The organism is Thermogemmatispora onikobensis (genome assembly GCF_001748285.1).
Taxonomy (GTDB): domain Bacteria; phylum Chloroflexota; class Ktedonobacteria; order Ktedonobacterales; family Ktedonobacteraceae; genus Thermogemmatispora; species Thermogemmatispora onikobensis.
This window is the reverse complement of the sequence record NZ_BDGT01000031.1, coordinates 1-14,960: the sequence shown is the minus strand read 5'-3', so window position 1 is coordinate 14,960 and position 14,960 is coordinate 1. Positions and strand designations below refer to the sequence as shown.

Sequence of the window (14,960 nt, the reverse complement as noted above, 5' to 3'; positions counted from 1 at the left end):
AGGGTCAGACAAGAGTGCGGCGCGCGTCCTTATCAGGGAGAGGTTCTATGAGCGAGATCTCTCGGCAGTTGAACGTCGCTACTGGTTTCAAGATGGGTCCAACACATCTTTTGGGAGAGATCTTTAATGACCTACGCTGGCTTTCTGGCACTGTTCTTGCTTGCACCTTGCGCCTTACTGGCGCTTCTGTTGCGTCGACGACTGCTCTGTCGACGCTACTACTGGCTGGTCACAGCGCTGCTCGGCGGCATCGTCCTGCTTGCTATGGCCCCCTGGGATCATGCCGCCGTCGCGCGGGGCATCTGGAACTGGTCCCCCACCCAGACCTGGGGCCTGCGCCTCTGGCTCATCCCGCTTGAAGAATATCTCTTCGCTCTGCTAGAGACCCTGCTGACCACCCTCCTGCTTTTTGCTCTCTTGCCCCCTGACCCTGGTCCTGGTCCCAGGCGGAGGGTCCCCGGACGGAAGGTTCCACAGAGAGAGCCAGCCAACAACAAGAAGGGAGCCTGAGCAAGTATGGCCCACACGACCTATCTGCTCTTCCTACTGGTCTGGGCGCTGCCTATTTTGGCCCTGCAATGGCTCCTCGGCTGGCGCAAACTCTGGGCCTGGCGCCGACGTTGGCCCTGGGCAGTGCTTCTGGTCGGCAGCTACCTGACGCTGGCCGATAGCCTGGCGATCGCTCAACATATCTGGTTCTTCCAGCCCGCTCTGACCCTCGGCCTCACTCTCGGCAACGTTCCCCTGGAGGAAGCCCTCTTCTACTTCCTGACGGCGGCCATGATCGCTCAGGGCTTCGTTCTCCTGCTGCCCGCCTCCCTCACTCCCCCCGGTTCGCCACCCAGGCCCGAGGCAGAGACCCCCGTCCACTGACGCGGCACAAGCAAGAGCAAGAGAAGAGGCGGGCCCCGCTCCGCAGACAGCGCTGCTGACGGGACCCGCCCCGTAATGGCCCCCTCTCCCCCTCCCCGAGGCAGAAGAAGCGGCCTGAGCAGGCCGAGAGCAGGACCAGGACCTGGCCAGACTTACTGCGCCTGCGGCGCCAGCGCCGTCCCCTCGCCCCCCACCTCTTCTACAGCAGCCTGACCGGCCAGCTCACGCCCGATCAGGGCCGTCGAGATAAAGGAGACCACGGCCATAAAGATGATGAAGACGGCAATCAGCGTAAAGGACGGCGCCCCATTCCCCAGCCAGGTATGCGTATTGGCCACTAGCCAGGTCGCCAGGATCGGCGCCGGGCCGCCCGCCGTAATCGAAGCAAGCTGGTAGCCGAGTGAGGCCCCACTGTAGCGCAGCCGCGTTCCAAAGCGCTCCGAAATCAAGGCCGCCTGCGGACCGTAGAGCCAGTCATGGCAGAAGCTGATCGAGAGGATCATCGCCAGCAGGACCACCACCGGCAGGCGCGTCTCCAGCAGCAGGAAGTACGGAAAAGCATAGAGGGCCATCAAGACGCAGCCAATCATGTACCAGCGCTTGCGCCCGAAGCGATCCGAGAGATGACTCCAGGTCGGCATCAGGATCAAACTGCAAACCGCCGAGATGATCAGGCCAGCATAGAGAACGCTGGAATCAACCTTGAGCGTCTTGGAGCCATAGGAGAGAACGAAAGTCGTGAAGAGATAGAACGGCGCCTGCTCAGCCGAGCGCACCAGAGCCGAGAGGATGATCTCGCGCCAGTAATGGCGGAAGACCTCCACCAGCGGCACATGAGCAATGCGCCCCGTCTCCTTGACACGACGAAAAGCCGGCGTCTCCAGAATGCGCAGGCGGATGTAAAGGCCGACCAGGATCAGCAGCAAACTCAGCAGGAAGGGAATGCGCCAGCCGATCGCTAAAAAGGCCTCACCAGGGAAAATGGCCTGAAAGCTCAGGACGGCAATAGCCGCCAGGGCCAGCCCCAGTGGCACGCCAGTCTGTGGCCAGCTCATCCAGAAGCCGCGGCGGCGATCATCGCCATACTCCATTGAGAGCAGGACCGAGCCACCCCACTCGCCACCAACGCCAGCCCCCTGCAGGAAACGCAGTACCGAGAGCACCAACGGGGCCGCCAGGCCAATCTGGTCATAGCCAGGCAAGAGGCCCATCAGCGCCGTGGCGATCCCCATCAGCAACAGCGTCGCAATCAGCGTTGACTTCCGCCCCACGCGATCGCCAAACCAGCCGAAGAAGGCCCCACCCAGTGGACGTGCAAAGAATCCGACGAAGTTGGTCGTAAAGGAAGCGATTGTCCCAGCAACCGGGTTCAGCTCCGGGAAGAAGAGCCTGGGGAAAACCGTCGCCGAGAGGAAGCCGTAGAGGAAGAAATCGTACCACTCAATGGCCGTTCCGACGGTGCTGGCCGCCAGAATGGGCACCATACGGCGTACAGTGACGGGACTCGTCTCTGAGACCGTTGCCATGCATTCCTCCTTGAAGCGAAGTCAGGATCAACAGCGACATTCTCGCATCGAGGAAGACTCTAGCTGCAGAGCGCAGTCCGATAGGCGAGGACGCACCTGCTGCGCCCCCGTGCGCTCTCCAGAGAGAGCAGTGGCCTCACCTTCGCGGCACCAAACGACAGGGCAGGCGGCAGCGTTGCTGGCCCGACGAGGCAACGGCATGCTTCTTCTCATTCTTTTGTCGCTTGCAATGCCTCTCCCGGCATGTATGGACAGCAACGAGGCTGGCCAGCTTCCCCCTGCAGAGAAGAGCAGATTAGTCCTGCCAAGGGACCTACGTCCGGTCTCGCCTCTTCTTACCAATCTGGGCGAGCTGCCTGAGCAGACCACCACTTCGCTCGCTGTCTGAGGGGCATGCCTTTCCGAAGGTATGCAATTGGTTATATTATAACTGCACAGATGGACTCTGTCCAGAGCCGCCCGCTGGCGCCAGCGGGGAAGCAGATGCCCGGCTAGCGATCTGTTCCCACTCTATCCTCTATCCCCTCGGCACCTCACGAGCAGCCGCCTCGACAAGGCGCAGGCCCCCAAAAAGCCGGGGTGGCTCCCCCGGACGCCACAGCACAGCCCCCGCGCGCTGCGGAGCCACTGCCAGCGTCAGGCCCTCTTCCTCTAGTGAGAGACGCTGCTCACTGCCAGCTTCGGAGGCCACCAGCACGAGCATCCCCTCCTTCAGGGGACGACGCACTAGCAGCCAGGGCCGGCGCCATCCCTCGGGCCGCGGCTCCAACGGCGTTTTCCCCAGCACACGCCGATAGAGACGCGCCAACGGCTCCAGTTCACTGGCCAGCTCCAGTGGCACCCCAGCCCATAGTAAGCGTCCGGCACCGAGCCGCAGCTCCCGCAGCTCATTGTGAGCCTTGTGCACATAGCCCGTCTTCTCCTGCGTAAAGCTCAGCTGATAGCGGTTCCCATCCTCAAGCAGCAGCTCCTCATAGGAAGCCACCGGCTCTGGCTCCGGGAGAGCATCGCCAGCGTCCAGGCGCGCATCAAAAAGCAAATGATGCAGATCGTGACCGATGACGCCGCTCACCAGGGCCGTCCCGCCGCGCTGGACATATTCGAGCAGAGCGAACCAGGCCGTCGGTTCGCAGAGCTGCAGGGAGGGCACGATGATCACCTGGGGCCGATAGGGCATGGTTGCCAGCTCCGAGAGGCGCGGCTCACCAATAAGCTGCGGGATCACGCCCAGCTCATAGGCCAATGCACGCACCGCCTGGCGCGTCGGCAAGGCTCCCAGGTCCGGGCGTGCAAACCACTGGCTATAGGGGATCACCAGCCAGACCGCCGGCGGCTCCGGCGCCTCCTGCAGCTGGCCCTCCAGCGCCTGGACCAGGCGACAGAACTCGCGCATGGCCAGCAGCTCCGGCTTGGCGCTGCCATCGGCGCGCACCAGGCCAATGCTATTCTCATTCTCGCTGGTCATGTAGGCATTGGTATGCCAGAGCCACTGGATCAGGCCGGCCCCATTAGCCATCAGGCCCATGATCAGCTTGCGCTCCAGCAGCCAGGCACTGGCCTGCTCCGTTCGCCAGGGGCGGCCATCGAGGTCGCGCACCAGCATCACACCCGTCTCCTGGATCAGATTGGGGCGCTCCGGCGTCTTGTCGAGCAGCATATCCCAGAGCAGGTCATCGACATTCCACCAGGGGTGCGTCGTCGTATAATCGACAGCGCTGGCATAGAACTGCGGCGCAATGCGTGCTCCCGCCTCATCCTGGCCAACGCCAATCACGGTCTGGCTGCCAGCGGCCCGAATGGCTCGATACATGCGCCGCGCCCAGGCCACAAACGCCTCCTGCGAAAAGCGCGTATAGTCGGCCACCTTCAGCATGGCACGCGCCGCCGTATCGCGCACCGACGTTGAATAGTCGGACTCGCGCGGCAGGCGCAGCTGCTCCCAGGAAGGTAGCTCTGCCGGTGTCTCGCGCCAGCGCAGCTGCAGCTGTTCCAGCGTGTAGCGCTCCTTAAGCCACTGCACAAAAGCCTGCTGCTCGTAGCGGTCATAGTTAGGCAACGGACGCTGAGCGAAGGCGCGAGCTGGATCACCAAAGCTCGGCTCATTGATCAGGTCCCACGACAGCAACTCCACGCGCGCATAGCGGCGGGCCAGCAGCGAGAGAAAGCGCTCCTGCGCCTCCAGCGAGCGCGGATCAAGCCAGGGGTTCAGGCCATCGAAGAGAGGGGGGAAGAAGGCAAAGAAGGTAAAGATCACCTGCAGCTCGTGACGGCAGGCCGTCAGCACAAAGGCATCGAGCGCGCGCAGAAAAGACTCCGTCGGCACCCCGGCCACCGGCATTACCTCGCGCCAGGCTGTCCAGAGGCCAGTGCGCAGTAGATTGATGCCGGCGGCCTTCATCTCGGCCATCTCGCGCTCCCAACGGGCTGGATTGGGCAGGCGCCAGTACTTGCGCTGCACGCGGCTGTCCATATAGGTTGTGCCACAGACCAGAAAGAGCCGCTGGCCCTGATAAAAATAGTCGCGTCCGGCCACCAGGCGTTTTCCGCGTGTCGCCTCCACCAGCGCCTCATCCCAGATCCAAAAGCCCGTCTCCTGGCCCAGCCACTGGCCGCCCTTGGGCCGATACTCGGTACGCACACGATAAAGGCCAGCCCTGGGCGCTGGCGCCAGCTGCAGATAGCGCTCGGAATGCACCGGCGAGGCTGGAGCCTCGAACTCCCAGCGCCGCAGTACCTCACCAGTATCCGCATGCGTCACCGTGATGCGCAGCTCCAGCGTCAGCCGCTCAGGGAGCGTCACCACCAGTGCTGGCGCCTCTTCGGGCCGATAGCAGGCCAAGACGGGACGCACGGCGAAGCAGAGAGGGTCTTCCAGGGCCAGGGCCAGCAGACGCCGCACAGGCTCAGCCAGAGCCAGCCAATCCTCTGCAGTGTCAGGCTCCCAAAGCGAGAGCAGCCAGCGCCCACCCTGAAAGCGTCCCCCAAGCTGGTCGAGCACAAAGGCCGGCGTCGCCAGCCGCTCCTCGCCAGCGGGCGTCTCCGCGACGGCGAAGAGCAGAGGCAGCAGCAGTGTGTCGAACGGTCCCGCCGAGCCGATCTCTTCTGGATAGTCGGACGTCTGCGTCAGGCGTGGATAACAGGCCCAGAAGCGTCCTGGGCGCTCGGCAGGCAATGGCAGGGCATAATTCTGCAGAAAGCGCGCCTCCGCGGCAGCCACCAGGCGCAACGTGTGCGCCTGGACCCCGCTCGCCGCCAGGTCGACCGGGAAGAACGGCCCGAGGCAGAGCTGGCGCGCATAGACATCCTGTTCCGGCTCTACCTCACCAGCAGCGGTCACAGGCCGGGCAAAGGGCACACCTCCGAAGATAGCCAGGTTGCCCCCGCGCTCCAGAAAGCGCAGCAGAGCATTCCAGGCCGCTTTCGGGAAATAGGGACCGTGAAATGAGACCAGGAGACGCGGCGCGCTCTCCAGAGCCTGGGCTAGCTGAGCCGCATCGCAGATCTCAAAAGGGCCGGGCAGCAATTCACGCAGCAGCGCCTGACTGCAGGCCCGCGGATAGGCCGGATCAGCGAAGACGAGCACGCGATCTGAGCGAATCAATGAGACCATCGTTCCTCACACAAAAGCATCCAGACAAACAAGGCGCTTCCCTCACCGACAACAAAGACCACGGACGGAGGGAGCAGCACGCGCCCACGCCAGCAAGCCAGGATCAATCAGAATGCAGCAACTCCAGAGCAGCGGAAAGGAGAGAGGCGGCTGGCAGCATCCCTGCACGGTAGGGAAGAGACCAACAACAGCGCTTCCTTCTCAGCCTGTCAGGAGCATCAGGTTCAATGGCGGGCAGAGGCAGGAGGCGGAGCACAGGCCGACTCGCGTTGCACCAGCTCTACGTCTAGCATAGAGACTACGTGCACAGGATCAGGGTGACTGATCAAAGCGAGCAGCCGCCGCAAGGCCACCATGCCGAGAGCCTCCTTATTGACGCGAACCGTCGTCAGGGCCGGAGTCAGGTGCTCCACCATATCGATGTCGTCGAAGCCCACCAGCGAGACGTCCTCGGGCAGACGCAACCCGGCCTCACGCAGAGCTTTCATCGCTCCTACGGCCATCTCATCGTTGGCACAGAAAAGGGCACTGAACTGCTCGCCGCGTTCCAGCAGCCGCCTGCAGGCCAGATACCCCCCTTCCATCGAGAGGCCACCATCCTCGTAAAGCTCTGGCAGAATGGGCAGGCCGGCCTCCAGCAGGGCCAGACGATACCCCTGGGCACGGCGCTCAATCGTATAGACGCGGTTCCTTGGCAGTCGTGGCCCCCCTTCTTCTCCTGGCTGCTCCCGCTCGTCACTGGCCTCCGTCATCAAGGGTCCACCCATGAAGGCAATGCGGCGATGGCCCAGACTGATCAGGTACTCAACGGCCTGGCGCGCACCATCCAGGTTATTCCCCAAGACAGCATCTGTTTGGGGAACATAGTTGTCAACGAGGACTAGCGGCGTGCCCGTCTGCTGAATGGCCTGCACCGTGACGGCCTCGGCAGGCCCTACCAGCAGAATGCCGCCGAGACGCATATCGTAGATGGTGGTCAGCAGACGATCAGGGTCCGCCTGGATCTCGCTAATGGCGCGATAGGTCACTTTGACGTTGGCCCGCCGCGCCTCGCTCTCGACGCCGTGCAGGATGTGCGACCAGAATGGATTGGTGGGAACGCTGGTCTTGGGCAGAAAGGAGCAGAAGAGAAAGCCGATCTCTCTGACAATGCGCCCCTCAACAGGACGCTCTTCTTCTCCCACCCCTTGCCTCCCACTCCCAAAGTAGCCAAGCCGCGAGGCCGCACGCAGCACACGCTGGCGCGTCTCCGCGGTGACGTTGCCGTGGTTGTTGAGGACTCGCGAAACGGTGCCAACTGAAACCCCCGCCTCCCTCGCGATGTCTCTCAAGGTGACAGTGTTTGCCAACGCCGATCCCTCCAAGGATGTGAAACGTTCACGAAAAAGATAACATCTACATTGATATCTGTCAATCTACAGGCCAGCCGTGGGCGGCATGACGATTCTCAACCATTAGAAGGGGCACCTATTGACAGAATGGTTGGTAAGATGGTACCATTCTTCCGTGTAACGGTTCATTGAAAAATTTGCATCGTTCATTGAAACTCACTGGAGCGCAGCCATTCATCCAGGAAGGAGCAGAGCCTATGCAGGATGCACAACATGCTGAGACCCCGCAACCGCAAGCGAGCAGGAGGGCCTTTCTTGGAGCCGTAGCCGCCGCTGGTCTGAGCCTTTGGGCGGCGGGTCGTGGCTTTGGTGCGGGAACGGCATTTGCGCGCCCCAGTGCCGATGCGGCATCATCTCCTCGTTTCACGGCGGCCAGCTTGCGGCAGCAACGCAGCAGCTTCATCAGCCGGCGCGGGCCGTTCTTCATCCTGGACGGCAAGCCTTTCTATTTTGCTGGCACCAACAATTATTATATGCATTATCAATCCCACTTTATGATCGACGATGTCCTCAAGGATGTTGCCGCGCTGGGCCTGCCGGTCTTACGCATTTGGGGTTTTCTCGACGGGCAGCCGCACAATGGCTTTGTCATGCAGCCTGAGCCGGGCGTCTATCCTGAAGACGGCTACGAGCGTTTCGACTACACGGTCTGGCGTGCTGGTCAGCTGGGCATCAAGCTGGTGGTCCCCCTGGTCAACAACTGGGACGACTTCGGCGGTATGAACCAGTATGTGGCCTGGTTCGGAGCCAGCAGTCATGATGACTTCTACACGAATCCTCAGATTAAGGCTGCCTACAAGGCTTACGTGCGTCATTTCATCCATCGCGTGAACCGTTACACAGGCAAACCGCTCTATCTCGACCCAACCATTATGACCTGGGAACTGGCCAACGAGCCGCGCTGTCAGTCGGACCCCAGCGGCCAGACCCTGACGGCCTGGGTTCATGAAATGAGCGCCTTCATCAAGAGTATGGATGGCCTCCATCTGGTGGCGGTCGGTGACGAAGGCTGGTACAACGAGCCGGGAAACGCCGACTGGGCTTACAACGGGAGTCAGGGCGTGGACTGGAAGCGCCTGGTGGCTCTGCCCACGGTTGACTACGGGACGCTGCACTTATACCCGGACTACTGGGGCAAAGACAATGCCTGGTCGCTGCAGTGGATCGCCGATCATATTCGCGATGGCCATGCGCTGGGCAAGCCAGTGGTCCTGGAGGAATATGGCTGGCTGGATCTGACGACGCGCGATGATATCTATCGCCAGTGGACCGACCAGGTCTATCGGTTGAACGGCAATGGTGATCAGTTCTGGATTCTGACGGGCCTGCAGGATGATGGCACGCTCTATCCCAACTACGACGGTTTCCGTGTGACGTATCCGAGCAGTACGGCCACGGTGATCGCCCAACATGAGGCCCAGATGCGGGCTAAATCCGAGCGGCCTGCGCGTGGCCCCCGGGCCGGGGCCTAGTGGCTCTCAAGCAATGGGAAAAGCTGTAGCAGCAGTAGCAGATCGTTACCACCTCACTCACACCCTCACGCCCTGGGTTTCCTGCTTGTTGTGACACCGGACTGCCTGGATCACCCGGTCCAGGCAGTCACTTTCCAGACTTTAGAGCTTCTTGAGTGGGAGGAGGATTGAGTGGGTTCAAAAGAACAAGCATTTTCTCTGATGGCTCCGCTCTTTGGCGATGGCGAAATGGCAAGCCATGCCAGCGGTACTGCCCCCCTTCAAGGAAAGGATTTCCCAGAGCCTGTTAATGTAGCCAGCGTGCCCCAGCGCAGTCCCTTTCGCTATCCGGGCGGCAAGACCTGGCTCGTCCCTTACATACGCCGCTGGCTCTCCGCCAAGGGCAGAGCGAGCCGCGGCTTGTCACCAGCCCGTCCGACTGTGCTACTAGAACCCTTCGCTGGCGGCGGCAGCGTCAGTCTGACCGCCGTCGCTGAGGGACTGGTAGAGCAGGCCCTGATGGTAGAGCTGGACGAGGACGTGGCCGCCGTCTGGCAGACTCTCTTGCAAGAGGAGCCATGCGCCCAGCTACTACAGCTCCTCCAATCCTTTGAGCTGACACCCGCAGAAGTAGAGGACTGGCTCACACGCCCGCGCCAGACCCTTTCTCTCGCCGAGCATGCCTTTCAGACCTTGCTTCGCAACCGCGTCAGCCACGGCGGTATTCTGGCCCCCGGCGCCGGTCTTCTCAAGCATGGCGAAGATGGACGCGGCCTACGCTCGCGCTGGTATCCAGCAACCTTGCGGCGGCGCATCGAGGAGATCGCCCGCCTGAGTCCACGCCTTGCGTTCATCCACGGCGATGGCCTGGAGCAGCTCCGCCAGTATCAGGGACGCCATGACGTGGTCAGCTTTATTGATCCCCCCTACACACTCACCGGCAAAAAGGCCGGGCGCCGGCTCTACCGCTACTCTGAGCTGGATCACGAGGCGCTGTTTGCGCTGGTGAGCTGCCTCGCGGGCGATTTTCTGGTCACGTACGACGACACACCAGAGGTACGCGCACTGGCCAGACGCTACAGCCTGACTCTGGCCGCCGTGCCTATGCGTACAACCCATCACACGCAGCAGATGGAGCTGCTCATCGGGCGTGAACTGCGCTGGTTGGAGACATCAGGGCTATCGTAGAGAGCAGGGTCTTGTCTCTGCCATTGGCTTGCTTTCTCGGAGGAGAGACAAGACCCCGCTCTGCGCGCTTCTCCTGAGAGCCAAGCAGTCACATTATTACCATACGCTTTCCTCTCAGCCAGGGAGGCAGAGAAGGCCCCTTAGCTTCCTCTTCTCTCCAGTCCTATCGCTCTATCTCCCCGCTTTGCGTCGATCTAGGGCCTTCGATAGGAGAGGGACGGACGCGCCAGCCAGACACCTATGATCAGCCCACACAGCAGACAGAGCAGGGCAATCGTACAGAGCAACCAGACATCTAGTGTCACCATGTGCAACCTCCTGCTTATATATTGACATTCAATATGCTCAGCATATAATTTATATACAAGATGGTCGCATCTCGCTCTAAGCATAGCACACCCCTGGCACGCCAGGAACCGCCAGCAAGGAGCCAGCACAGGAGCAGCAACGGGGCCAGGAGCATACAGGGCAGGGGCCAACAGGGGGCCAGCCAGATTCCTCCATCTTCTGCACGAAATACCCTTGAAAGATGGTCTCTCTCTGAGTAAACTGAAAGTGAGAGCAGCGATGAGCGACGGGGTCAGAGAAGCACCTTCACCTAAGAAGGCCAATCAGCTGCTCAGGCGCGCGAGCTGCGCAGCTGGCAGGCCATTGAGCTGAGTCTTGCCACACCCTCGATCTCAGAGCGCGCCAGCAACGAGTCCATCATTTATCAGGCCGATGCCGCTCGCCTGATCGGTGAGCTGGACCTCTTCGCCCGCTACGTACGCCAGGGGGCCGAGTTGGCCCTGACGCTGCACAGCCAGAAACGCTATAATGAGGTGCTCGAAGTCTTTCAGCGGGCGCCGCGCTCCTGGCAGCACAAGCCACAGATCCAGTGGCTGGCCCGTGATTTCTTCAAGCCGTTGCCTAGCCCAGAGTGAAGGAAGGATCATGCAGACAATGGCAGAGTTTCTTGAGGTGCGCACAACGATCGATTCGGAGGAGGGCGCACGCCGGATCGCTCAGCAGCTCGTCGAGCAGCGCCTGGCCGCCTGTGTGCAGATCTCCGGTCCTATCCAGAGCGTCTACTGGTGGCAGGGAGCAATCGAGCAGGCCCAGGAATGGCTCTGTAGCGCCAAGACGCGCGCCGATCTCTACAGCGCTGTCGAGCAGGCCATCCGGGCAGCCCATTCTTACGAGGAGCCGGAGATTATCGCTCTGCCGCTCGCCGCTGGCAGCGAGGGCTATCTGCGCTGGCTGACGGCTGAGACGACTCGCCCTACGAGCGACAGGCCACAGTGAGACAGCGCTGGCTGGCCGCTGGCCAGCGCTGAGTAGACAGTTGGACAGGAGGGGAACAGGCTCCGCTCCTGTCCGCCGCTTTGCCGGCATGGCGTGACTTGATGGAAAGCCAAGCAAGGATCGCCGGCCAAAACAACTCCCCCGTTGATCCTCTCTTCATGAGATCAGACTGATTGGCACATCCTGCCAGCTTCTCATCAGCCAGCCAATCATTGGACCATCGGCCTACCAGCACCAGCCATCGGCCCGGCCATAGGGAAGCGCTTCAGCAAGGGTTTTACAGCGAAGAGAAGAGTGTTTCTCTTGATTGCGGCCCTTTCTTTGGAGTATAGTAACTCTCATCGATGGGGCTACGCCGGGGAAGGCAGGCGCCTGTGATCACCGGGGACTCATCTTCCAAAGTCGGTTTTGTCGCCAGGCCAGAGCAGGCCGCCTTACCCTCTTCCCGGTTGAGCAAGATCCAGCGGCTGGGGTCCTGTCTCTCCTTCTGGCAAGCAGTCGGCATCAAGATAGCAGGCCCCTGGGGGAAGGTCGATGGCCAAGCTTTTTCAGACGAAGGACGGGAGCCACTACTATATTGTCGCGGGCAAGAGCCAGGGCACCTTTCAGATCACGCCAGAGGGCCTTTTGCGGCTGGCCAAGTGGGGTATTCGGCCCCCTCGCCCCGGTAGACAGAGCGATGAGGGCGTTTCTCTTTCGCTGGGGACATTTCGCAAGCTGCGAGATATCGGCTGTCTCTACAGAAAAGGTCTCTCGCTCTCGCCCGCGGCCAGTCCACCAGGCAGTCCCAGGCAGGACGATGACGACGACGAGCGCAACGAAGGTCAAGAAGAGATCCCCGCCGGGCTTCCTCTGCTGCTGATGGTGGCAACAGACGACCACAAGGAGCGCTGGCAGCTCGCTCTTGATCTCTCTGCCCTGGGTGAGGAGACGTGGCAGGAGCTGCAGCAGCTCGCTGGCCCGGCGGCTGACGCTCGTCTGCTGGCTGGCTCGCCAGAGCTAACCAGGGGGCGATCACTCAGGGAGCTGGCATTTTCACCCCTGCTACCGGTGCCCCCACAGGACAGCGCATATGAGCTTTGCTGTCAGCTCGCCGATGGGTGCCATTGCCTGCAGACAGTCCCCCCAACACCCGGTCTCGCAGCCGACTGGCAGGGAACACTCTTTTGTGAGGACGAGGAGGAAGATGAGAAGCTGCCCCGGCGCCTGCGTCGCGGCGAGAGCGTGAGGCTCTATCGTGGGAGGCGCCTCTACTGGCTGGTGCGCAGCGAGCTTACTGTTGAGCAGGGACTGCTTGAGGACTGGCCAGGTCTGCAGCGTCAGATCGGCCCACCTTGCTCCGACTGGCAGTTATGGGAACTGGAGCTGACTTCTTCGACCCTGGCCACGAAGGACGCTGAGGCCCGGCTTGAGCGCTGGCTGAACTACAGCGAACTGAAGGGGCAGCAGTCGAGCTGGTCGCTGCTGCTGCTCAGTCCGCCCCTGCTGCTCCCGAAGGAGAGACCACCCGTGCTGGGATCGCGCTCGCAAGTGCTTGTGGGCTGCAGACCACCCACCGACTTGCTCTCTTCTCAGTCTGGGCGAGCTGGCGCCCTGACCCTGGATCTGCGTCTGAGACAAGAGGGTGGGGGTCCGCCTGTGGAGCAACGGTTTTTGCTGCCCACGGAGACCAGCATGGTTTACGTGGCCGTGGACGGTCTGGCGCCAGGGAGCTATCAGCTCTGGCAGGAGAGGCAGTCGGGTCGCCTGGCCTTCACTCTTGATCCTTGCGCTGGGGAGGCCGGGACCGATCTCTTGCCGCCGGAATGGCTGGCAGGCTTGCGCTGCACAGCGGTGACCCAGGGTGGTGCCCGGCAGGAGTTCACCGCGTTCAGCCCGACGGCAGAGGCGGCAGCGGGAGCCACGGAGCCAGGCCGCCTGGTGCTGAAGAGCGCAGAGGAAGGGGCCACACTGGTATGGGAACTGGCCCCGCCGGGCCTGCCGGTCAGCGTCTCCTGGCGCTGGTGCACTGCAGAGGCCCCCTGGCACCAGGATCGTGCTTTCTCCCCAGTGACCACAGGCGAGAAGCTGACAGACCTCTGGCGACAGCAGATCTGGCCAGCGCTCGCCAGGGCCAGCCAGGCCCGCTTGGTCCTCGACGGGGGGGCCCTGGGCTGCCTGGAGATCTCTCTAGAGCCTGCCCCCAGACCGGTCGCTGCACCACTACGGCTCAGTACTGCCCAACGCGCGCAGTTGCTCTGGCTGGGCCATTGTCTCACCACCCTGCCAACGGCTGAGCTTGCCCATACGCCAGGGCTTCCGGCTGCTCTGCAGCAGCAGTTGCGCTCTCTGGAGCAGACTGCCCGCCAGGATGATCCGCCGCTGGCCCTGGCGCTGCGGCGCCTCCTGACCTCGCATCTGCCTCCCTGGGTAGTGAACCGCCTCATAGCACTCTTCTCGGGGAAGCTGATACCATAGAGCGAGTGCCATAGTCAGTGTTCTGTACGCTCCCCCTGTCCCTATGGAAAGGTCTCGGCCATGTCGGATACAGAAAGATACTATTGGATCGGAATTATTAGGAAAGACGATATAAAGGAAAATTTATCTTTTATAACACCTCTTGCATTTTTAGGTAGTGAAATGAAGGTCTGGGAAGCACTGGTCTGGGAGGCTCGCAAACACTTCTTCCCCAATACCGGTAAGGTCGCCTGGCCACGTGGGCCGAGTGGATGGAGACCCGAGCTGCTCTACAGCTTTCGCGTTGAACCGGCCCAGGGTCGCGAGGACCTCAAAGACTCCCCGACCTACGCCTATTACCGTATCGCTGGTTCCCCCTGGCCCTCGCCCGAGGGACTGGCTCAAGTCCTCGACTGGAGCACGATCCCACGGGAGCGGCTCCTTGCCAGACTGAGCGAACCTTTCACCAGGCCATGCTATACGAAAACCATCTATATCCAGCATGGGGGCCAGCTCTATGGGCCCATCCAGCTAGACGGCGAGCGGCTACGTCCTCTCGCCTACAGCAACGGCCTTACGGAGCAAACACTGTATGTCGGCGTCTGCAAGCTTCCCGACGATGAGCAGGCGATTCTTACCTTCCCGCTTGACAACGGCGAGGAGCTGCGCCTCCTGACAATCGAGCCAGCCGTCTCCGAGCAGCTGGACTGGTCTCCTCCAGGTGTCATTATCAAGCAGGTGCTCACGGCCTATCACAAGCAGCCCCTGGTCAAAGATCTCGACGTGGACCAGGTGCGGCGCGTGCTCAAGGCGCTGAAGCATGCCTTCAGCACCCAGTCACCAGCCACCAATCTGCCATTGCTGCCAGATACCCTCACACGCGCCAAAGCCCTATTGCAAGCTGGCGAGCAGGTCATCGACGACTGGGAAGAGTTCAGCGACTTTCTGCAACAGCTCCCCGCTGTCCGGCAGCAGCTCGCCGCCATCCGCGAAGCAGCTCACCAGCAAGCCTATCAGGAGGCTCAGGAACAGACTCGCCAGGAGATGGCCGACTTCCGCCGCCAGCAGGAGGAGGCCATCGCTCGCGAGCTTGAGGCCCGCTTTGCTGAGCAGCGCCAGCAGCTCGCCGAGGGTCAGAGGCAGCTTGATACGCTGGAACAATCTCTTAAAGAAGCCTCCGATGAGCTTGAACTGTATAAGG

11 protein-coding genes are annotated in these 14,960 nt (G+C 61.7%); 7 read left to right on the top strand and 4 right to left on the bottom strand.

Going from position 1 to position 14,960, the window contains the following annotated elements; genetic code table 11:
• Positions 1-126: 126 nt before the first annotated feature.
• Together BGC09_RS14045 and BGC09_RS14040 are read left to right on the top strand one after the other, a co-directional pair.
• The gene (locus BGC09_RS14045) at positions 127-510 is read left to right on the top strand and encodes a lycopene cyclase domain-containing protein (RefSeq protein ID WP_069804622.1); all 384 of its coding nucleotides are present in this window, start codon (positions 127-129) and stop codon (positions 508-510) included.
• A 6-nt stretch (positions 511-516) separates the two neighbouring features.
• Entirely contained in the window at positions 517-873 is a 357-nt protein-coding gene (locus BGC09_RS14040; protein WP_069804621.1) for a lycopene cyclase domain-containing protein, read from the top strand.
• 152 nt (positions 874-1,025) lie between these two features.
• Here the strand turns inward: BGC09_RS14040 and BGC09_RS14035 are convergent, their stop codons facing one another.
• The 3 genes from BGC09_RS14035 to BGC09_RS14025 all read right to left on the bottom strand — a co-directional run bounded on the left by BGC09_RS14035 (position 1,026) and on the right by BGC09_RS14025 (position 7,358).
• Positions 1,026-2,399 carry an MFS transporter gene (locus tag BGC09_RS14035; RefSeq protein ID WP_069804620.1) on the bottom strand — a complete coding sequence of 458 codons (1,374 nt, stop codon included), beginning with the start codon at positions 2,397-2,399 and terminating at the stop codon, positions 1,026-1,028.
• Positions 2,400-2,916: 517 nt separating this feature from the next.
• Complete coding sequence (locus BGC09_RS14030; protein ID WP_069804619.1) at positions 2,917-6,009, bottom strand: beta-galactosidase; 3,093 nt, start codon at positions 6,007-6,009, stop codon at positions 2,917-2,919.
• 224 nt (positions 6,010-6,233) lie between these two features.
• On the bottom strand, positions 6,234-7,358 hold the full coding sequence (locus tag BGC09_RS14025; protein ID WP_084658836.1) for a LacI family DNA-binding transcriptional regulator: 1,125 nt from the start codon (positions 7,356-7,358) through the stop codon (positions 6,234-6,236).
• 239 nt (positions 7,359-7,597) lie between these two features.
• On the opposite strand from BGC09_RS14025, the gene BGC09_RS14020 reads away from it, so the two are divergent.
• Together BGC09_RS14020 and BGC09_RS14015 are read left to right on the top strand one after the other, a co-directional pair.
• Entirely contained in the window at positions 7,598-8,872 is a 1,275-nt protein-coding gene (locus BGC09_RS14020; protein WP_084658833.1) for a glycoside hydrolase 5 family protein, read from the top strand.
• Positions 8,873-9,043: 171 nt separating this feature from the next.
• Entirely contained in the window at positions 9,044-10,039 is a 996-nt protein-coding gene (locus tag BGC09_RS14015) for a DNA adenine methylase (RefSeq protein ID WP_218104053.1), read from the top strand.
• 680 nt (positions 10,040-10,719) lie between these two features.
• On the opposite strand, the gene BGC09_RS14010 is transcribed toward BGC09_RS14015, so the two are convergent.
• Positions 10,720-10,902, bottom strand: a complete 183-nt coding sequence (locus BGC09_RS14010) for a hypothetical protein (RefSeq protein WP_141727788.1) — start codon at positions 10,900-10,902, stop codon at positions 10,720-10,722.
• A 70-nt stretch (positions 10,903-10,972) separates the two neighbouring features.
• Here BGC09_RS14010 and cutA point away from each other — a divergent pair, with 70 nt between their 5' ends.
• The 3 genes from cutA to BGC09_RS13995 all read left to right on the top strand — a co-directional run.
• Entirely contained in the window at positions 10,973-11,323 is a 351-nt protein-coding gene (cutA, locus tag BGC09_RS14005; RefSeq protein ID WP_069804616.1) for a divalent-cation tolerance protein CutA, read from the top strand.
• 534 nt (positions 11,324-11,857) lie between these two features.
• Positions 11,858-13,780 (top strand): hypothetical protein, encoded by a 1,923-nt coding sequence (locus BGC09_RS14000; RefSeq protein WP_069804615.1) that lies wholly within the window; start codon positions 11,858-11,860, stop codon positions 13,778-13,780.
• Positions 13,781-13,942: 162 nt separating this feature from the next.
• The coding region (locus BGC09_RS13995) for a hypothetical protein (protein ID WP_218104052.1) at positions 13,943-14,960 on the top strand (1,018 nt) is incomplete at its 3' end.

Bases quoted from the DNA above. Each gene is read 5' to 3' on its own strand.
- cutA (WP_069804616.1), top strand. From the start codon at position 10,973: ATGCAGACAATGGCAGAGTTTCTTGAGGTGCGCACAACGATCGATTCG.
- BGC09_RS14020 (WP_084658833.1), top strand. From the start codon at position 7,598: ATGCAGGATGCACAACATGCTGAGACCCCGCAACCGCAAGCGAGCAGG.
- BGC09_RS14040 (WP_069804621.1), top strand. From the start codon at position 517: ATGGCCCACACGACCTATCTGCTCTTCCTACTGGTCTGGGCGCTGCCT.
- BGC09_RS14030 (WP_069804619.1), bottom strand. From the start codon at position 6,009: ATGGTCTCATTGATTCGCTCAGATCGCGTGCTCGTCTTCGCTGATCCG.
- BGC09_RS14045 (WP_069804622.1), top strand. From the start codon at position 127: ATGACCTACGCTGGCTTTCTGGCACTGTTCTTGCTTGCACCTTGCGCC.
- BGC09_RS14000 (WP_069804615.1), top strand. From the start codon at position 11,858: ATGGCCAAGCTTTTTCAGACGAAGGACGGGAGCCACTACTATATTGTC.
- BGC09_RS14035 (WP_069804620.1), bottom strand. From the start codon at position 2,399: ATGGCAACGGTCTCAGAGACGAGTCCCGTCACTGTACGCCGTATGGTG.